This window comes from Kitasatospora sp. NPDC057500 (genome assembly GCF_042802195.1).
Classification (GTDB): Bacteria; Actinomycetota; Actinomycetes; order Streptomycetales; family Streptomycetaceae; genus Kitasatospora.
In genome coordinates, this window is record NZ_JBHVER010000029.1 from 35,523 (window position 1) to 54,638 (window position 19,116).

Genomic DNA, 19,116 nt, shown 5'->3' on the forward strand with positions numbered 1-19,116 from the left:
GCGCTGACGTGCGGGTCCCGCCGCTGGCAGCTCTGCCCTCCCGTGTAACCGAATGAGGAGCCTCCCCCCGTGAGTGCCAATTCGCCTGCCGCCGTTGTCGTCCTCGCCGCCGGTGGCGGGACCAGGATGAAGTCGAACAGCCTCCCGAAGGTGCTGCACGAGGTCTGCGGGCGGTCGCTGGTCGGCCACGCGGTGGCGGCGGCGGAGGAGTTGACGCCGCAGCAGCTGGTCGTGGTCATCGGGCACATGCGGGAGAAGGTGGCCGGGCACCTGGCGGCGCATCACCCGGGCGCCCGGGCCGTCGTCCAGGAGGAGCAGAACGGCACCGGGCACGCGGTGCGCACCGCGCTGGAGACGCTGGCGGCCGACGGGATCGAGCTCGACGGCACGGTGATCGTCACCACCGGCGACGCGCCGCTGCTGACCGGCGGGACGCTGAGCGCGCTGGCCGCGGCCCACGCCGAGCAGGGCAACGGCGTCACCGTGCTGACCGCGGTGGTGCCGGACCCGTTCGGCTACGGGCGGATCCTGCGCGACGGCGCGGACGGCGCGGTCGCGGCGATCGTCGAGGAGAAGGACGCCTCGGACGCCCAGCGGGCCATCGACGAGATCAACTCCGGCGTGTTCGCCTTCGACGCCAAGCTGCTGGTGGACGCGCTCGCCGAGGTCACCACGGACAACGCGCAGGGCGAGGAGTACCTCACCGACACCCTGGAGATCCTGCGCCGGGCCGGGCACCGGGTGGGCGCCGTGGTCGCCGCCGACTACCGCGACATCCTCGGCATCAACGACCGGGTGCAGCTCGCGCACGCCCGCCGGCTGCTGAACGACCGCCTGCTGGAGCGGGCGATGCGGGCCGGCGTGACCGTGGTGGACCCGGCGACCACCTGGTTCGACGTCCAGGTCTCCTACGAGCCGGACGCGGTGGTGCTGCCCAACACCCAGCTGCAGGGCACCACCCACCTCGGCGAGGGCTGCGAGGTCGGCCCGAACTCGACGGTCAAGGACACCCGGGTCGGCGCCGGCGCGCGTGTGAGCAACACCACGGCGGACGGCGCGGAGATCGGCGACCTCGCCACCGCGGGCCCGTACGCGTACCTGCGCCCGGGTGCCCGGCTCGCCCGCAAGGCCAAGGTCGGCACCTACGTCGAGGTGAAGAACTCGGAGCTGGGCGAGGGCGCCAAGGTGCCGCACCTCTCCTACATCGGTGACGCCACGATCGGCGAGGGCACCAACGTCGGCGCCGCCTCGGTCACCGTGAACTACGACGGCGTCAACAAGCACCGCACGGTGATCGGTGCGCACTGCCGTACCGGATCCGACAACATGTTCATCGCGCCGGTCACGGTGGGCGACGGCGCCTACACCGCCGCCGGCTCGGTGATCACCGGCGACGTCCCGCCCGGCGCGCTCGGCGTCGGCCGGGCCCAGCAGCGGAACATCGCCGGCTGGGTGCAGCGCAAGCGCCCGGGGACCGCGTCGGCGCAGGCCGCGACGGTGGCGACGGAGCGCGACGAACAGGCCGCGACGGAGGCCTGAGCGGGCGGGCGGAGGCCCGGCGCAAGGTCCCGGGGCGGACGGTTCGCGAGCGGGCGCGTAACCTTGGGGTCATACGTGCGCCATTGGGCCTACCGCCCGTGTCCAGGCGTACCGACAATTCCCCCGACCCCTCTCGCCGGCTGGCGGACGCCTGCCCGCGGTACGGACGGGATCGACGTCAGCAACGCGAGGAGACGGTGGCAGTGAGCGGGATCACGACGTCGGGCGAGAAGAAGCTGAAGCTCTTCTCCGGCCGTGCCCACCCGGAGCTGGCGAAGGAGGTGGCCGCGTCGCTGGGGACCGAACTGGTTCCGACCAAGGCCCTGGACTTCGCCAACGGTGAGATCTACGTCCGCTTCCTGGAGTCGGCCCGCGGCGCCGACTGCTTCGTGATGCAGAGCCACACGGCTCCCATCAACCAGTGGATCATGGAGCAGCTGATCATGATCGATGCTCTGAAGCGGGCCTCCGCTCGGAGCATCACCGCGATCCTGCCGTTCTACGGGTACGCCCGCCAGGACAAGAAGCACCTCGGCCGCGAGCCCATCTCCGCCCGTCTGGTCGCCGACCTGCTGCGCCAGGCCGGCGCCGACCGGCTGATGGCCGTGGACCTGCACACCGCGCAGATCCAGGGCTTCTTCGACGGCCCGGTGGACCACCTGTTCGCGCTGCCGCTGCTGGCCGACTACGTGGGCGGGCGGGTCGACCGCGGCAAGCTCACCGTGGTCTCCCCGGACGCCGGCCGGGTCAAGGTGGCCGACCAGTGGTGCGACCGGCTCGGTGCGCCGCTGGCGATCATCCACAAGCGCCGCGACATGACCCAGGCCAACACCATCCTGTCGGCCGAGGTCGTCGGTGACGTCAAGGACCGGGTCTGCGTCCTGGTCGACGACATGATCGACACCGCCGGCACGATCTGCGCCGCCGCCGACGCGCTGTTCGAGGCCGGTGCCGCGGACGTCCTGGTGGCCGCCACCCACGGCGTGCTCTCCGGCCCGGCGGCGGACCGTCTGAAGAACTCCCGGGTCAGCGAGTTCGTGTTCACCAACACCCTGCCGACCCCGGCCTCGCTCCAGCTGGACAAGATCACCACGCTGTCGATCGCCCCGTCCATCGCCGCCGCGATCCGCGAGGTGTTCGAGGAGGGCTCGGTCACCAGCCTCTTCGAGGGCGTGCACTGACCAAGCCCCGTGCGCGCGGCCCCGGTTCCGTAGGGACCGGGGCCGCCGCCGATTTCGCGAGAGGCCGTGACTCCGGTTAGACTCGTGAAACTGCTCGGCGAGGGATGCCGTGTGCCCGCACCGCGGGTGCCCGCTCCGTGATCGACGCGCTGCCGGTTCCGGAGTCCCGGACTTCCGGCAGAGGTCGTGCGCCGCCGAGTGACCCCCGAACGTTATGAGGGTGTGGTCCCGGCGGTTTTTCGCGTTGCCTGCACCCCCGCGCCAGCTTTCACGAGGAGTGCAGTCGTGTCCGAGATCCGCCTTGCCGCCGAGACCCGTACCGAGTTCGGCAAGGGTGCCGCCCGTCGCGCCCGCCGTGCCGGCTTCGTCCCCGGTGTCGTCTACGGCCACGGCCACGCGCCGGTTCACCTGAACCTGCCCGGCCACGACCTGATGATGGCCCTGAAGACCCCGAACGCCCTGCTGGTCGTGCCGATCGAGGGCAAGGACGAGTACGTGCTGCCGAAGGCCGTCCAGCGCGAGGCCATCAAGCGCACCATCGAGCACGTCGACCTGCTGCTGGTCAAGCGCGGCGAGAAGGTCACCGTCGAGGTTCCGGTCCACACCGAGGGCGAGCTGGCCCCGGGCGGCAACCTGCTGGAGCACGTCCTCCAGGCGCTGCCGATCGAGGCCGAGGCCACCCACCTGCCCGAGGCCGTCACCGTCTCGGTCGAGGGCCTGGAGGCCGGCGCCTCGATCCACGCCAAGGACATCGCCCTGCCGAACGGCGTCTCGCTGGCCGTCGAGGCCGACGCCGTCGTGCTCCAGGTGATCGCCGCCCAGGCCGCCCCGGCCGAGGAGGAGGCCGCCGAGGCCGAGGCCGGCGCCGAGGCCTGAGCCTCTCGCACAGTCTGAGACCGCTGCCCCGGTCGCTCCCGCTGGAGCGGCCGGGGCAGCGGCGTGTCCGGGATGATGGCGGTGAACATGACCACGAGGAGCGGTGGGATGAACGACGAGTCGTACGAGGGCCCCTGGCTGGTGGCCGGGCTGGGCAACCCGGGGGAGCAGTACGCCCGGAACCGGCACAACATCGGGTTCATGGTGGTGGACCTGCTGGCCCAGCGGATGGGCGCGAAGTTCAAGGCCCACAAGAGCCGGGCCCAGGTCGCCGAGGGGCGGCTGGCGGGGCGGCGCGTGGTGCTGGCCAAGCCGATGTCGTTCATGAACCTCTCCGGCGGGCCGGTCACCGCGCTGCGCGACTTCTACAAGGTCCCGGCTTCCGCGCTGGTGGCCGTCCACGACGAGCTGGACATCGACTACGCGACCCTGCGGCTGAAGCTGGGCGGCGGCGACAACGGGCACAACGGGCTGAAGTCCATCACCAAGTCGCTCGGCCCGGACTACCACCGGGTGCGGTGCGGGATCGGCCGCCCGCCGGGCCGGATGGAGGTCGCGGACTTCGTGCTGAAGGACTTCTCCGCCACCGAGCGCAAGGACCTGGAGTGGTTCGTGGACCGCTCGGCGGACGCGGTGGAGGCGCTGCTCTCCGAGGGCCTGGAGCGGGCCCAGTCGACCTACAACACCTGAGCCGGGGTCAGGGGCCCGCCTCCTTCCCCAGGGGAAGGACGGTGGTCCGGCCGGGCAACAGTCGTACAACTCTTGGGGGACCAAACCTGAATCCCTGTGAGAAATCTGTGCCGATCGGATAGCGTCAGGCCAGTACGCGAACGGGTTGGGGAGTTCTCGATGCGGAGTTTGCGGCCGGTCCGGCGCCTTCGGCGGATCCGGGTGGTTCGGCTGGGAAGGCTCGGACGGCGGGTGGGCACGGCGGGTGCGCTGGGCACCGCGGGAGCGCTCGGCGTTGCCGGGGTGCTGCTGGGCGGGGCCGGTGCGGCGTACGCCGACCCGATCGCGGAACCCGATCCGGGTGTGGTGTCCCCGGAGCCCGTCTCGGCGCAGCTCGGCCCGGTGCTCGGCGGTTCGGTCGGCGGTGACGCCGGCCTGCTGGCCGTCGGCGGCGGGCTGGTCGTCGCGGCCGGCGGCGCGGCCCTGTGGGTCAAGCGCCACCGGGCGGGCGAAGCGGGGCAGTGAACGGACTCTGAGGAGGGGCCGGGAACGGGGTCGACCCGTTCCCGGCCCCTCCGGTGTTCCGGCCGGTCTTTTTTCCGGGACGTGTCATCCGTCGGCGCCCGCCCGTGCGTCTGTTTGGCATGAAGCGCGAATCGATGCGGCCGGGGGGCTTCACCGAGGACACCCGGCGGGACGATCCGTTCGACGAGTTCGTCGCGGCGAGGTACCAGGCACTGCTCCGCGGCGCTTTCCTGATCACGGGGAACGTCCACGACGCGCGGGACCTGCTGCACGACGCCCTGTCCCGGGTGTACGTGCGGCGCGGCGCGATCCGCGACCCTGGCGCGGCCGAGGCGTACGTACGCCGGGCGATGGTCCGCACCCATGTGTCACGGTGGCGGCGGACCCGCCGGGAGGTGCTGACGCCGCTGCTGCCGGAGTCCCCGGTGGCCGCGGCGGACCCCCGGGACGAGGAGCTGGAGGCGGCGCTGAGGTCGCTGCCGCCCCGTCAGCGGACCGCGGTGGTGCTGCGGTACTACGTCGACCTGTCGGTGGCCCAGGTGGCCGAGGAGCTCGGCTGCTCGACCGCGACGGCCAAGACCCATCTGGCGCGCGCGATGAGGACGCTCCGGCAGGAGCTGGCACCGGTACGGGAGATGGTTTGTCATGACGGGTGAGAGGAGGGGGCCGGAGCCGGACGGGTTCGAGGATGAGCTCGTCGTCCGCCTCGACGCCCGGGCGGCAGTGGTGCGGGGGCGGCCGCCGGTGGCGGAACTCCGGTCGGCAGGCCGGCGCAGGGCGCGGCGGCGGGGGGTGGCGCGGTCGGTCGTGGCGGCGATCGCGCTGGTGCTGGGAGCCGGGACGGTGGCAGAGCTCGACGTCGGGGGTGGGGGACCGCCCGCCGCGTCCTCGTGGCCGGGGCCGTCCACGGCGTATCCCTTGGAGTGCAGGGGAGGGCCGGAGGCGCTCCGGCTGAGGCGGTGGACGGAGTTGACGGCGACGTCATCGGTCTGGTCGCCGCCGCCCGTCCGGTCGCCGGGGCCCTCGACGGGCATCGGCGCCGGGCGGGACATCGGCGATCTGTCCAAGGTGCATTCCGACGTGCTGGGATTCGGCGCGCAGTATCCGAAGCAGTTCTTCGGGACCTGTGAGGACCGGCTGACCGACGAGCTGTGGGTGATGCGTGTTCCGGGGGGCGATTTCGACCGGACGGTGCTGGACACCGTCCCGCACCTCGGGGTGACGATCCGCTTCACGGACGCGGTGGCCCCGCGCAGGTACCTGGTGGAGCTGGCGAGGCGGATCCAGCAGACCGACAGCGCCTACTGGGCGGCCAAGGGGGTGACCATCCAGAGCGTCTGGTTGTCCGAGGACGGTGGCGGGATCTCCGTGGTCACCGACCAGGCGGACGCCGCCCGGGCCGACATCCTGGCCCGCTACGGCGCGGAGGTCATCGAAGTACGACCGGTCCGCTGACCGGTACGGGGGAGGGCCCCGCGGCGTGTTCCCACGCCGCGGGGCCCTGTGACGTCCCGGGGCCGGTCAGCCGGTGTTGCGGAGGCCGGCGGCGATGCCGTTGACGGTCAGCAGCAGGGCGCGGGCCCGCAGCGGGTCCTCGTGGCGGCCGGTGGCGGCCTCCTCGCGCTGCCGACGCAGCAGTGCGACCTGGAGGTAGGAGATCGGGTCGAGGTAGGCGTCGCGGACCGCGAAGGTCTGCTTGAGCACCGGGTTGTGCTCCAGCAGCTCGTTCTCCCCGGTGAGGCGGAGCACCTCGCGCAGGGTGAGGTCGTGCTCGGCCTGGATCTGGTCGAAGACGTGGTGCAGTTCGGCGGGCACCAGCTGCTCGACGTAGTGGCGGGCGATCCGCAGGTCGGTCTTGGCCAGCGTCATGGCGACGTTGGACAGGAAGTTGCGGAAGAAGTGCCACTGGCCGTACATCTCGTCGAGCACGTCGCCCAGGCCCGCCTCGCGGGCGGCGGCCAGGCCGGCGCCGACGCCGTACCAGCCGGGGACGATCTGGCGGGACTGGGTCCAGCCGAACACCCACGGGATGGCCCGCAGGCCGTCCAGGCCGGCGCCGGAGTCGGGGCGGCGGGACGGGCGGGAGCCCAGGTGCAGCGAGGCGAGCTGGTCGACCGGGGTGGCCGCGAAGAAGTACTTCGGCAGGTCGTCCTGCTCGACCAGGGCCCGGTAGGAGGTGTGCGCGGCCTCGGAGACCCGGTCCATCGCGGCGTCCCAGCGGGCCAGCTCCTCGGGGGCCTGGCGCGGGGCGGTGTGCAGCGCGGAGGCGGCCAGCGTGGCGGAGAGGGTCAGTTCGAGGTTCTCCCGGGCCAGCGAGGGCAGCAGGTACTTGTCGGAGATGACCTCGCCCTGCTCGGTGACCTTGATCTCGCCCTCCAGGGTGCCCCACGGCTGGGCCAGGATGGCCTCGTGCGAGGGGCCGCCGCCGCGGCCGACGGTGCCGCCGCGGCCGTGGAAGAGCCGCAGCCGGATGCCGTAGCGGTGGGCGACGTCGCGCAGCCGGCGCTGGGCGCGGTGGATCTCCCACTGGGAGGTGGTGATGCCGCCGAACTTCGAGGAGTCGGAGTAGCCGAGCATGACCTCCTGGACGTCGCCGCGCAGCGAGACGAGCAGCCGGTAGGAGGGGTCGGAGAGCATCTCGTCGAGGATCCGGTCGGCCTGCTGGAGCTCGTCGGTGGTCTCCAGCAGCGGCACGATGCCGATCTTGGCGATCCCGGCGTGCAGGTCGATCAGGCCGGCCTCGCGGGCCAGCACGGTGGCGGCGAAGACGTCGTCGGCGCCCTGGCACATCGAGATGATGTACGACTCGACGATCTCGTCGCCGAACCGTTCGAAGCCCTCGCGGATGGTGGTGAAGACGCCGAGGGTCTTGGCACCGGCGGCGTCCAGCGGGGCCGGGGTGGGGGCGAGCGGGCGGCGCGAGCGCAGCTCCTTGGCGAGCAGCCGCTGGCGGTACTCGCGGGGCATGTCGGCGTAGCGCCAGGCCTCCTCGCCGAGCCGGTCGAAGAGCTGGCCGAGCGCGTGGTGGTGGGCCTCGGCGTGCTCGCGCACGTCCATGGTGGCGAGCTGGAGGCCGAACGCCTCGATGGTGCGGATGGCGCGGGCGAGCCGGCCGTCGGCGATCAGCCCGCCGCGGTGGGCGCGCAGCGAGTCCTGGATCATCCGCAGGTCGGCGACCAGCGCGCGGGTGCCGAGGTAGTCGCGGCCCTCGACGTGCGGGGTGCCGCCGGCCAGGCGCTCGCGGGTGTTCTCCAGCTTGAGCCGGATGCAGGTGGCCTTGAGGCGGTACGGCTCCTCGGCGTTCATCCGCTTGTAGCGCGGGCTCAGCTCGGGGAGCAGGTGGAGGTCGGTGTTGAGCGAGGCGAGCAGCTCGACGGAGGCGCCGGCCAGCCGCTCCGAGGTGGAGAGGGTGCTGCGCAGGTCGTCGATGGCGGCGAGGGCGTCCTTGATGCCGTACTCGTGCTGGAGGTTGAGGACGTCCCAGGTGACCTGCGGGGTGACGTTGGGGTTGCCGTCGCGGTCGCCGCCGATCCAGGTGCCGAAGGTGAGCGGGCGCACGCCGTCGGGCAGCTCCAGGCCGACCCGGGCGAGCTCCTCGTGCAGCTCCTCCAGGACCTGCGGGACGGCGTCGCGGTAGAGCTCGTCGAGGTAGTAGACGGCGTTGCGGGCCTCGTCGGTGGGCTCCGGGCGGGCGATGCGCAGCTCGTCGGTCTGCCAGAGCAGGTCGATGACCTCGGCGAGGCGGCGGTCGGCCTGGCGGCGGGCGGAGGAGGTCCGCGCCGGGTCGGCCTGGGAGAGGCCGGCGGCGATCTCCTCGCGGTGGATGCGGTCGAGCAGCTCGCCGATCCGGCGGAGCTTGTTGAGGACGCTGCGGCGGGCCGCCTCGGTCGGGTGCGCGGTGAAGACCGGGCGGACGGCGAGGTGGGCCAGGGTGTCGCCGAGGTGCTTGGGGTCGGCCTCGGCCAGCTGGTCGGCGGTCTGCGCGAGCAGCGAGCCCTCGCGGGCGCGGCGGGTGGCGAACTCGCGGCCGCGGTGCACCTGCTCGGTGACGTTGGCGAGGTGGAAGTAGGTGGAGAAGGCGCGCACCAGCTTGGCGGCGGTCTCCAGGTCGATGTCGGAGAGCAGTTCGGCGGTGGCCTCGCCGTTGGTGCGGCTGAGCAGCCGGACCTGTTCGACCAGGCCGAGCAGCTGGGGGCCTTCCTGGCGGACCAGCGTCTCGCCGAGCAGGTCGCCGAGGCGACGGATGTCCGCGCGCAATGCGGCGTTGTCGGCGACCACGGGGGTCGGGTTGTCCGCCTGGCTGGGGACCGGAGCGGTCACGGCTGGCTCCCTCGGGGTGGTGGGGTGTTCGGCAACGGCTCATCGTCACAGGGCCGCCCCGCGTGTGGCGGGTGTGACGCGTGCGGACCGCGCTGTCCGACGCGACCAGCATAGGTGTCGGCCGGGGCGCTGTCCGCGAAGTGGCCGGATGGCGGACAGGCATGCCCCGGGACCGTATGTGGTCTGGACCACTGTGGGAGGCCCGGCGGGCGGCCGCGCGTCCTCCCGGCGCGACCCGGTGGGGGCGGGCCCGGGGGGCGCCGTAGTCTGTGGGGCATGAGCAAGTCGCCTGGGGAGCGCACGCGGGACCGGTCGTCGTTCTTGTGGTGGCCGCGTCGGCGCAGCGCCCTCCTGGACGCCGGGCTCGCCGCCCTGGCGGCACTGGAGTGCGCGGCCAGCTCGATCACCTACATCGGCAGCCGGGTCCACCTCGGCGTGGCGGCCCAGATCGGGGTCGGGGTGTTCGCCGCGCTGGCCGGCGCCACCCTGGTGGTGCGCCGTCGCTGGCCGGCCGTCCCGGTGGTGGTCGCGCTGCTCGCGATGCCGGCCGTGCCCAGCATGGTGCTGCTGCTGGTGGCGCTGTACACGCTGGCCGAGACCTGGGAGTGGCCCTCGCGCCGCCGGCGGGTGGTGGCGCTCTCCGCGCTCGCCTACGCCGAGACGGCCGGCGTCATCCTGATGTCGATGGCCAATCCCGTCGACCCGGTGGTCGAGGTCGACCAGCCGCCGTTCTGGGGCCAGGTGGTGCTTTCGCTGCTGGTGGCGGCCGGCGCGACCGCGGCGCCGGTGGTGACCGGCCTGTACGTCGGCGCCCGGCGGCGGCTGATCGAGTCGCTCCAGGACCGCGCGCACGGCCTGGAGACCGAACTGGACCTGCTGGCCGAGCAGGCCAGGGAGCGCGCCCGCCGGGCGCGGCTGGAGGAGCGCACCCGGATCGCCCGGGAGATGCACGACGTCGTGGCGCACCGGGTCTCGCTGATGGTGGTGCACGCCGGGGCGCTGGAGCGGATCGCCGCCAAGGACCCGGAGAAGGCGGCGCAGAGCGCCAAGCTGATGGGCGAGGTCGGCCGGCAGGCGCTCAACGAGCTGCGGGAGATCCTGGGCGTGCTGCGGATGTCCGACGAGCGCGGGCCGGAGCCGGACTCGCTGGCCGGGCTGCCGCGGCTGGTCGACCAGTCCCGGGCGGCCGGGATGGCCGTCACCCTGACCGTCAGCGGCAGCCGGCAGGAGTTCACCGGCGAGGCCGAGCAGACCGCGTACCGGGTGGTGCAGGAGGGGCTGACCAACGCGCACAAGCACGCCGGCGGCGCACAGGTGTCGGTGCTGCTGGCGTACGCGCCGAACGGCGTGCGGGTCAGCGTGGTGAACGCCTGTCCGGGCGGCGAGCGGACCGCGGCCGCGCTGCCCAGCGGCGGCAACGGGCTGGTCGGGATGCGCGAGCGGGTGGTCGCGCTCGGCGGCACCTTCTCGGCGGGGCCGGAGCGGGACGGCGGGTTCCGGGTCGAGGCGGTGCTGCCGTCCCGGCTGGCGGTCCGCCAGGACCGGCTGGTCTAGCTCCCCCTCGCTCAGCCGTCCTCGGCGGTGCGCAGCCGTTCCGGGAGGGTGCCCAGGACCAGGGCCGAGATCGCCTGGTCGACGCCGTGGCCGAGGAACCACTCGCCGGTGTGGTCCAGGCTGTAGACCCGGCCCTCCTCGTCGATCGCCAGCAGCGCCTGCCCGTACGCCTCCTCGCCGAGCGGGGCGACCCTGGTGTCCAGGGCGCGGCCCAGGTCGGCCAGGGTGCGCGGCTGGTGCAGGCCGCACAGCGGGTCGACCAGGAACGGCGTGCGGGCCAGCTGCCGGCCGGGCCCCGCCAGGTCGAAGGCGAGGCCGCCGAACTCGGCCCAGGCCTCCACCGCGGCCGGGAACACCGCGTGCTGGACGCCGGCCGGGCTGCCGTACCCGACCAGGGTGTCGGCCCACTCCTCGGCCTGCCGGATCTGCCAGCGTCCGGGGTGCCAGCCGGCCGCCTTGAGCTCGGCGGCGACGTCGGCCGGGAAGCGCGGGCGGGTGCGCAGCGCGGGACCTCCGGACGGGGCAGGCGGCGCGGTCGGGGACGGGGAGGGGGCGGGCGGGTTCAGGACGGGCTCCGGTGGCTCGGGGACGGGGGACGGGCGGTGCGCCGTAACGGCCGGCGCGGGGGCGGCCGTACGGCGGACCGGTCAGCCGGCGGCGGCCGGGCCGACCACCACGCTCTGGACGGTGAAGTGCTCCAGCAGCGGCGCGCAGGAGCGGCACGGCGGCGCGTGGGTGCCGTGCGCGGGATCGTGCTCCTCGCGGATCCGCACGGTGGTCAGCCGGGCGCCCTTGAGCGCCTTGCGCGCCTCGTGCAGGCTCATCGGCTTGCGGGCGGCGCGCTTGGAGCGCCGGCCGTCCACCGCGGTCAGGTAGCGGGAGAGCAGGACCGCCTCCGGGCAGCGGCCGGTGAAGCGCTCGCGGTGCTCCGGCGGCAGTGCGTCGAGGAAGCCGCCGACCAGCGGGTGCAGCACGGGGAGGCGGTCTGACTTGTCGCCGGCCAGGGTCTGCACCTCGCCGCCCTTCAGTGACAGCGCGGCGGCGACGGCGGGCAGCAGGCTGTCGCGGTGGTGGCGCAGCACCGGCGGCCCGGCCGGTTCCCCGGTGGTCATGGCGCGTCGCCCTCCTCGTCGTCCCGCTCGTCGTCCGTCCGTCCGCCTCCCGCCCGGCCCTTCCGCCCGGCCCGGTGTGGCACGGCTGTCAGGGGCCAGCCTGTCAAATGACACTGACAACCGCACATCCGGGGGTCGGCGGGTGCGGCCGACCGGCGGGCGGGCACGCAATGTTGGCCGGATCCGCACGGCATCATCACCACTCGTCCCCGGGTTTCCCGAATCCGCCCCCGGGCCGTCGCGACGGCCGGTAGCGTTCCAGCAGCGAGTCCAAGGGGTCGGCCGGTCCGGTGGGGGTTTCCGGGGGGAAACGGCAACGCCGCTGCTCGCCATGGCCGTTGGGGCCGCCGGGGCCGGGGGGCTCCGATGCCTGGCAAGGGGGGTCTTGCGATGACGGAGAGGGAAACCGCCAACGAGGCACCGGGCGAGCACGTGCCCACCCCGGGCGCGCCGCCACCGCCCGCGCCGGTCCGCCGGATCGGGATCGCGGTGGTCGGGGCCGGCTACTGGGGCCCGAACCTGGTCCGCAACGCGCAGCAGACACCGGCGCTGCGCCTGCACTGGCTCTGCGACCTGGACGAGGCGAGGTCCCGCCGGGTGCTCGGCGAGTACAGCACCGTCCGCGCCACCACCTCCTTCGAGGAGGTGCTGGCCGACGACCGGGTCGCCGCGGTCGCGGTGGCCACCCCGGCCGCCGCGCACCACCGGCTGGTCCGGGCCGCGCTGGAGGCCGGCAAGCACGTCCTGGTGGAGAAGCCGATCACCACCTCCGCCGCGGAGGCCGCCGAGCTGGTGGCGCTCGCCGAGGAGCGCGGGCTGGTGCTGATGTGCGACCACACCTTCTGCTACACCCCGGTGGTGCGCCGGATCCGCGAACTGGTGCACGACGGGGAGATCGGCGACGTCCAGTTCTTCGACTCGGTGCGGATCAACCTCGGGCTGGTCCAGCCGGACGTCGACGTGCTCTGGGACCTCGCCCCGCACGACCTGTCGATCCTGGACTTCGTCCTGCCGCCGGGCGTCGACCCCGTCGGCGTCTCCGCCCAGGCGGCCGACCCGATCGGCGCCGGCCGGGCCTGCGTCGCCTACCTGACCGTCCGGCTGAGCAACGGCGCGCTGGCGCACTGCCACGTCAACTGGCTCTCGCCGACCAAGGTCCGCACCACGATGATCGGCGGCTCGCGGCGCACCCTGGTCTGGGACGACCTCAACCCGCAGGCCCGGCTCGCCGTCCACGACCGCGGCGTCGACCTCACCCCGCCCGACGAAGTGACCGACGCGATCCGCCACCGGGCGCTCATCTCGTACCGGGTCGGCTCGATGGTCGCCCCCGCCCTGGTCGAGCAGGAGGCGCTGCGCAACGTGATGGCCGAGTTCGCCGCCGCCATCACCGAGGGCCGCGCCCCGCTCACCGACGGCCGGGCCGGCCTGCGGGTGCTCCAGCTGCTGGAGGCGGCCTCGCTCAGCCTCGAACTCGGCGGTGCCACCGTCCCGGTGGGCATCGGCCTCGACTCCGCACTGTCCGAAGCTCAGGAAAGGGCCGCCACGCGGTGAACGCTGTACAGATCGAGGGCTCCCGCTGCCTGGTCACCGGGGGCGCCGGCACCATCGGTTCCACCGTGGTCGACCAGCTGATCGAGGCCGGGGCCCGCGAGGTGGTCGTGCTCGACAACCTCGTCCGCGGCCGGACGGCCAACCTCGGCCGCGCCGAGCGGATCGCCGCCCCCGGGCAGCTGCGGATGGTGGAGGGCGACATCCGCGACCGCGCGCTGCTGCGCCGGCTCCTCGAACCCGGCACCGACCTGCTGTTCCACCTGGCCGCGATCCGCATCACCCAGTGCGCCGGCGAGCCCCGGCTGGCGCTGGAGGTCATGGTGGACGGCACCTTCGACGTGGTCGAGGCCGCCGCCGAGGTTGGCGTCGGCAAGCTGGTCGCCTCCTCCACCGCCTCCGTCTACGGCCTCGCCGAGGTCTTCCCCACGCCGGAGACCCACCACCCCTACAACAACGACACCCTGTACGGGGCCGCCAAGGTCTTCAACGAGGGCCTGCTGCGCTCCTTCCACGCCATGGCCGGCCTGGACTACGTGGCGCTGCGCTACTTCAACGTGTACGGGCCCCGGATGGACGTGCACGGCCGCTACACCGAGGTGTTCATCCGCTGGATGGAGCGGATAGCCGCCGGGCAGCCGCCGCTGATCTTCGGCGACGGCGCGCAGACGATGGACTTCGTCTACACCGAGGACATCGCCCGGGCGAACCTGCTGGCCGCCGCCGCGCCCGTCACCGACCGGGTCTACAACATCGCCAGCGCGAGCGAGGTCTCGCTGCGCGGCCTGGCCGACGCGCTGCTCACCGCGATGGACCGCACCGACCTGGGCGTCGAGCACGGCCCGGCCCGGGGCACCGCTGGCGGTGTGGTCCGGCGGCTCGCGGACATCTCCGCCGCCGAGCGCGACCTCGGGTGGAAGCCCGAACTCGGCCTCGACGAGGGCCTGCGCCGGCTGGTCGCCTGGTGGCGCGAGCAGTAGCGCCCCCTCGTCCCCGTCCCCGACCGTCCCCGTCCCCGACCGTCCCTGAGCCACGTCCGGAGCGCGCCTGTGTCCAGCACCACCGTCCCGCCCACCATCCCGGTCATGGTGCCCTGGCTCGGCGAGGAGGAGGCCGAGGCCGCCGCCGACGCGGTCCGCTCGGGCTGGGTGGCCCAGGGCCCCCGGGTCGCCGCGTTCGAACGGGCCTTCGCCGGGCACCTGGGCGTCGAGCACGCCGTCGCCGTCTCCTCCTGCACCACCGCGCTGCACCTGGCGCTGATCGGCGCGGGGGTCGGGCCGGGGGACGAGGTGGTCGTCCCCTCGCTCTCCTTCGTCGCCACCGCCAATGCCGTCACCTACGTCGGTGCGGTACCGGTCTTCGCGGACGTCGACCCGGCCACCGGCAACCTCACCGCGGCCACCGTCGAACCGCTGCTCACCGGGCGGACCAGGGCGGTGATCGCGGTCGACCAGGGCGGGGTGCCGGTCGACCTGGACGGCATCAGGGCCGCCGTCGCCCCGCACGGCGTCACCGTCGTCGAGGACGCGGCCTGCGCGGCCGGCTCGGTGTACCGGGGCCGGCCGGCCGGCGCGGGCGCCGACCTCGCCGCGTACTCCTTCCACCCGCGCAAGCTGCTGACCACCGGCGAGGGCGGCATGGTCACCTGCCGGGACGGCGCGCTCGCCGCCCGGCTGCGGCGGCTGCGCGAGCACGGGATGAGCGTCTCGGCCGCCGACCGGCACGCCTCGGCGGGCGGGGCGAGCGTGCTGGAGACCTACGACGAGATCGGCTTCAACTACCGGATGACCGACGTCCAGGCCGCCGTCGGGCTGGTGCAGCTGCGCAAGCTGCCCGCCATGGTCGCCCGGCGGCGCGAGCTCGCCGCCCGCTACCGGGACCTGCTGGCCGGCACCGGACTGCGGCCGGTCGACGACCCGGAGCACGGCACCACCAACTACCAGTCCTGCTGGGTGCTGCCGCCGGACGGCGCCCCGGACCGGGCCGAGCTGCTGGCCCGGCTCGCCGCGGCCGGCGTCTCGGCCCGGCGCGGCATCATGGCCGCCCACCTGGAGGCCCCGTACAAGGGGGCCGCCCGGGTGCCGCTGCCCGCCACCGAACTGCTCACCCGGCGCTCGCTGATCCTGCCGCTGTTCCACACGCTGACCGAGGAGCAGCAGGACCGGGTGGCGGCCGCCCTGCGGGCCGCGCTCGGCTGAGCCCCGGCCGCACCTCCGTCCGTCGCCCGCCATGCCCACCGACCGGCCCAGGGGAGACCACAGGATGACCACCGACCAGCCCGTCCCGCTCGTCGACCTCGCGGCCGCGCACGCCGAGATCGAGGCGGAGGTCAGGGCCGGCTTCGACCGGGTGCTCGCCGGCGGAGGCTACGTCAAGGGACCGGAGGTGGCCGGCTTCGAGGAGGAGTACGCGGCCTTCTCCGACGCCCGGCACTGCGTCGGCGCGGCCAACGGCACCGACGCCCTGGAACTCGCCCTGCGCGCCCTCGACCTGCCGCCCGGCGGCGGCGTGGTGCTGCCCGCCAACACCTTCGTCGCCACCGCGGAGGCCGTCCAGCGGGCCGGTCTGCGCCCGGTGCCGGTCGACGCCGACCCCGACCACCTGCTGATCGACCCGGCCCGGGTCGCCGAGGTGCTCGCGGACGCGGTCGCGCTGCTGCCCGTCCACCTCTGCGGCCAGCTCGCCCCGATGGCGGCGCTGCTGGAGCTGGCCGACGGGCGCCCGGTGGTGGAGGACGCCGCGCAGTCCCAGGGGGCCCGCCAGGACGGCCGGGCCCGGTACGGCCGGATCTCCGCCACCAGCTTCTACCCGGGCAAGAACCTCGGCGCCTACGGGGACGCGGGCGCCGTCGTCACCGACGACGACGACCTGGCCGCCGCCGTGCGGCTGATCGGCGACCACGGCTCGGCGCGCAAGTACGTCCACGAGCGGTTCGGCTTCAACTCCCGGATGGACGCCCTGCAGGCCGTCGTGCTCCGGGCCAAGCTGCGCCGGCTGCCCGCCTGGAACGAGGCCCGGCGGGCCGCCGCCGCCCGCTACGACCGGATGCTGGCCGGGATCGAGGGGATCGTCACCCCGCGCACCGCGCCCGGCAACGAGCACGTCTGGCACCTCTACGCGGTCCGGGTCGGCGCGGGCCGCGGGCGGCGGGACGCGCTGCTGGCCGCGCTGAACGCGGCCGGGATCGGCGCCGGCGTGCACTACCCGGTGCCGGTCCACCTCCAGCCGGCGTTCCGGCACCTCGGCCACCGCGAGGGGGCCTTCCCGGTCGTCGAGCGGGCCGCGGGGGAGCTGCTGACGCTGCCGCTGTACCCGCAGATCACCGCCGCGCAGCAGGAGCGGGTGGTGGAGGCGCTGGCCAAGGCCCTGGCGGCCTGAGCCGGCGCACCCGCCGGCCACCCTCCGGCCGCCCACCCGCCGTCCACCGGTCACGCACGGGCGCGGCGGGCGGGGGGCCGGGCCGCGGGCGCACCCCCTACGCTGGTTGCCGACAAGCGCACCGAGAACATGCAGCAGCCAGTGGGGGCTCCCAGATGACGACAGGTCGGCCCGGCGTCGCCGCCGCACCGAACGCGGCGTACGCAGGTCAGGTGGTGCAGTTCCCGGACCCGGTCCGCGCGGAGCGGCACCCCGCCGGGGTCAGGGTGGACGAGCACGGCTACCCGGACTTCGGCCCGTACGCAGCCGCGGCGGCCGAGGTCGCCGACCCGCCGGTCGGCTTCGGCGTCGACGAGCTGCGGCTGACCGACTACGTCTCGGCCAACGCCGCGCTGTTCACCCAGGGCCACCCGCTCTGGGCCGACCTGGAGACCGCCGTCGCCACCCCGCCCGGTTGGACCTGGCACCACGCGGTCGGCGGCGCCGCGCCGGGCTGGCGGCGGATGGAGCTGGTCCCGGTCGAGGTCAAGGCGCTGCTGCGGCACCACGGCGGCCTGGCCACCTCCTCCGCCGACCATACGCGCCGCGGCACCCGGCCGTTGCAGGAGAAGCGGCCGGTGCACTTCTCGCTCGCCAAGGACGGCGGCGACCCGATCGGCGTCTCCGAGGACCTCGTGCAGCGCGCCGAGGAGCGGCTGGGCCACCGGCTGCCCGGCGCCTACCGGACCTTCCTCAAGCTCGGCGGCGGCCGCGCCCCGGTCGGCGTGGCGCTCGACCCGGAGCTCGGGCTGCTGCTCGACCAGCCGTTCCTGACGCTCGCCGAGGAGTACGGCACCGAGGACGTCGTCTACGCCAACAAGTGCCTGCGCGACCACCTCACCAAGGACTACCTGGGCATCGCCTACGCCCAGGGCGGCATCGTGGCGCTGAAGGTGCGCGGCGAGCGGGCCGGGTCGGTCTGGTTCTGCCTCTACGACGACGCCCGCGACTCCGGGGCGCCCGAGGCGGCCGAGGACCGGGTCGGGCGGCTGCTGCTGCCCTGCGGGGAGGACTTCGACGCCTTCCTGCTGCGGCTGGCGGGCAGTCCGGCGGAGCTGGAGACGGTCGCCGGGCTGATGGTGGACGGCGGCTTCGCCCGCGCCGTCCCGGTGGGCTGACGTGGCGTCCGCGGTGGTCGCCGAGGGTCTGGAACGAGCGGGGACGATGGGGACAGGGGTGAACCGGGCGTGGTGACGTACGCGCAGGCGCAGGAGCTCGCCGAGGAGTGGATCAACGGCGGGGTGCCGCAGGAGCGGCAGCGCGAGGTGCGGGTCCGGGAGTTCGACCTGGGCTTCGTCTGCTGGGCGGTGCAGCCCGGCGACGGCGCCGGCGGTGCCGAGGGGGAGGCCCGGCTGGTGATCGCCCGGGACTCCGGTGCGAGCACGCTCTGGCCCGCGCTGCCCGTCAACGAGGTGGTCCGGCAGTACGAGGAGGCCTACGGGCGGCCGGTGGCGGCCAACCCGGCCGGCGCGGCGCGGCCCGCGCCGGGGCCGGTCGAGGCGACGTCCTTCCTGCTCAGCCCGCCGCAGTGGCTCCAGGAGGCCGGCGAGGCGGCGCTCGCCGCGGAGGCGGAGCGGCTGGGGACGGGGGCGTCGGCGGCCGCCGAGCCTGCTGCGCCGCCGGTGCCGCCCGCAGCGCCGCCGGTGCCGCCCGCAGCGCCGCCGGTTCCGCCCGTGCCGCCGGCCCCGTCGGTGGGGCCGCCCGCCGTGCCGCCGGTTCCGGTGGAGGCCGGGGCCCCGCCGGCGCCCGCCGTCCTGACCACGCCGCCGGTCTCCGAGCGGCCCGCCGGGGACGCGCCGACCATGCTCGCCCCGCCGCCCGGCCACGACGAGCCGGCCGGCCCGCCCGCGCCGCACGCCGGCGTCGAGGCGGCCACCGTGCTGCTGCCGGACGGGCTGCGCACCAACGGCGCCGGGCTGCCCGGCGAGCCGCGGGCCGGTTCGGAGGCCGCCACCGTGCTGCTGCCGGAGGGCGGTCTGCCGGGGCTGGCGGGCCTGCCCGGCGCGCCCGTGCCCGGTGGTCCCGGCACGCCCGTGCCCGGCACGCCCGTCCCGCCGCAGGCCGCGGCGGTGGAGCCGGCGCCGACGCTGCTGGCGCCGCCGGACGGCCTGCCCGGTCTGGCGGGCCTGCCCGGCGCGCCCGGTGCACCCGGGCCCGGAGGTCCGGGGACGCCCGCGCCCGGGACACCCGTCCCGCCGCAGGGTGCCGCCGTCGACCACGCCCCGACCATGCTGGCCGCGCCGGACGGCCTGCCCGGCCTGGCGGGCCTGCCCGGCGCGCCCGGGTCCGGGGCCCCGGTGCCGCCGCCCGTCGACGCGCCGGCCGGCGGGCTGGGCCGCAACCCGGCCTCCGCCCCGCCGCCGCCTCCGCCC

General features: G+C 74.7%; 16 protein-coding genes and 1 pseudogene. 14 read left to right on the forward strand and 3 right to left on the reverse strand.

Translation table 11 applies throughout. From position 1 onward, the window contains the following. The first annotated feature begins 69 nt into the window (after window positions 1-69). The 7 genes from glmU (at window position 70) to ACFU74_RS09510 (ending at window position 6,245) form a co-directional block, all read left to right on the forward strand. On the forward strand, window positions 70-1,539 hold the full coding sequence (glmU, locus tag ACFU74_RS09480; protein WP_380754272.1) for a bifunctional UDP-N-acetylglucosamine diphosphorylase/glucosamine-1-phosphate N-acetyltransferase GlmU: 1,470 nt from the start codon (window positions 70-72) through the stop codon (window positions 1,537-1,539). A gap of 203 nt (window positions 1,540-1,742) precedes the next feature. Then, window positions 1,743-2,720: a ribose-phosphate diphosphokinase gene (locus ACFU74_RS09485; RefSeq protein WP_380754275.1), complete on the forward strand. Its 978-nt coding sequence runs from the start codon at window positions 1,743-1,745 to the stop codon at window positions 2,718-2,720. A gap of 285 nt (window positions 2,721-3,005) precedes the next feature. Next, on the forward strand, window positions 3,006-3,596 hold the full coding sequence (locus ACFU74_RS09490; protein ID WP_380754278.1) for a 50S ribosomal protein L25/general stress protein Ctc: 591 nt from the start codon (window positions 3,006-3,008) through the stop codon (window positions 3,594-3,596). Window positions 3,597-3,704: 108 nt separating this feature from the next. Continuing rightward, entirely contained in the window at window positions 3,705-4,286 is a 582-nt protein-coding gene (gene pth, locus ACFU74_RS09495; RefSeq protein ID WP_380754281.1) for an aminoacyl-tRNA hydrolase, read from the forward strand. Between the two features lie 231 nt (window positions 4,287-4,517). Further along, on the forward strand, window positions 4,518-4,790 hold the full coding sequence (locus ACFU74_RS09500; RefSeq protein WP_380754284.1) for a hypothetical protein: 273 nt from the start codon (window positions 4,518-4,520) through the stop codon (window positions 4,788-4,790). A gap of 119 nt (window positions 4,791-4,909) precedes the next feature. After that, window positions 4,910-5,446, forward strand: coding sequence for a SigE family RNA polymerase sigma factor (locus ACFU74_RS09505; RefSeq protein WP_380754287.1), 537 nt, complete (start codon window positions 4,910-4,912; stop codon window positions 5,444-5,446). 424 nt (window positions 5,447-5,870) lie between these two features. After that, window positions 5,871-6,245 carry a hypothetical protein gene (locus ACFU74_RS09510; RefSeq protein ID WP_380754290.1) on the forward strand — a complete coding sequence of 125 codons (375 nt, stop codon included), beginning with the start codon at window positions 5,871-5,873 and terminating at the stop codon, window positions 6,243-6,245. Between the two features lie 66 nt (window positions 6,246-6,311). Here ACFU74_RS09510 and ppc read toward each other — a convergent pair whose 3' ends face one another. Continuing rightward, a complete protein-coding gene (ppc, locus tag ACFU74_RS09515; RefSeq protein ID WP_380754293.1) occupies window positions 6,312-9,110 on the reverse strand; it encodes a phosphoenolpyruvate carboxylase in 2,799 nt (932 codons plus the stop codon). Window positions 9,111-9,386: 276 nt separating this feature from the next. On the opposite strand from ppc, the gene ACFU74_RS09520 reads away from it, so the two are divergent. Beyond that, on the forward strand, window positions 9,387-10,664 hold the full coding sequence (locus ACFU74_RS09520; protein WP_380754296.1) for a sensor histidine kinase: 1,278 nt from the start codon (window positions 9,387-9,389) through the stop codon (window positions 10,662-10,664). An 11-nt stretch (window positions 10,665-10,675) separates the two neighbouring features. Here ACFU74_RS09520 and ACFU74_RS09525 read toward each other — a convergent pair whose 3' ends face one another. Further along, window positions 10,676-11,167: an SUKH-3 domain-containing protein gene (locus ACFU74_RS09525; protein WP_380754314.1), complete on the reverse strand. Its 492-nt coding sequence runs from the start codon at window positions 11,165-11,167 to the stop codon at window positions 10,676-10,678. A gap of 144 nt (window positions 11,168-11,311) precedes the next feature. Then, on the reverse strand, window positions 11,312-11,776 hold the full coding sequence (locus ACFU74_RS09530) for a YwqJ-related putative deaminase (protein ID WP_380754299.1): 465 nt from the start codon (window positions 11,774-11,776) through the stop codon (window positions 11,312-11,314). A gap of 390 nt (window positions 11,777-12,166) precedes the next feature. Between ACFU74_RS09530 and ACFU74_RS09535 the strand changes: the two genes are divergently transcribed. From ACFU74_RS09535 to ACFU74_RS09560, 6 genes and pseudogenes are all read left to right on the forward strand, one after another. After that, window positions 12,167-13,330 (forward strand): Gfo/Idh/MocA family protein, encoded by a 1,164-nt coding sequence (locus tag ACFU74_RS09535; protein ID WP_380754301.1) that lies wholly within the window; start codon window positions 12,167-12,169, stop codon window positions 13,328-13,330. After that, window positions 13,327-14,307: an NAD-dependent epimerase/dehydratase family protein gene (locus tag ACFU74_RS09540; protein WP_380754304.1), complete on the forward strand. Its 981-nt coding sequence runs from the start codon at window positions 13,327-13,329 to the stop codon at window positions 14,305-14,307. The genes ACFU74_RS09535 and ACFU74_RS09540 overlap by 4 nt, the downstream gene beginning before the upstream one ends. Window positions 14,308-14,376: 69 nt before the next feature. Continuing rightward, window positions 14,377-15,525: a DegT/DnrJ/EryC1/StrS family aminotransferase gene (locus ACFU74_RS09545; protein ID WP_380754306.1), complete on the forward strand. Its 1,149-nt coding sequence runs from the start codon at window positions 14,377-14,379 to the stop codon at window positions 15,523-15,525. Between the two features lie 64 nt (window positions 15,526-15,589). Then, entirely contained in the window at window positions 15,590-16,705 is a 1,116-nt protein-coding gene (locus tag ACFU74_RS09550; protein ID WP_380754309.1) for a DegT/DnrJ/EryC1/StrS family aminotransferase, read from the forward strand. Window positions 16,706-16,860: 155 nt separating this feature from the next. Beyond that, entirely contained in the window at window positions 16,861-17,862 is a 1,002-nt protein-coding gene (locus ACFU74_RS09555) for an SMI1/KNR4 family protein (RefSeq protein ID WP_380754311.1), read from the forward strand. Window positions 17,863-17,931: 69 nt separating this feature from the next. Further along, window positions 17,932-19,116: pseudogene (locus ACFU74_RS09560) on the forward strand (hypothetical protein); the annotation flags it as partial.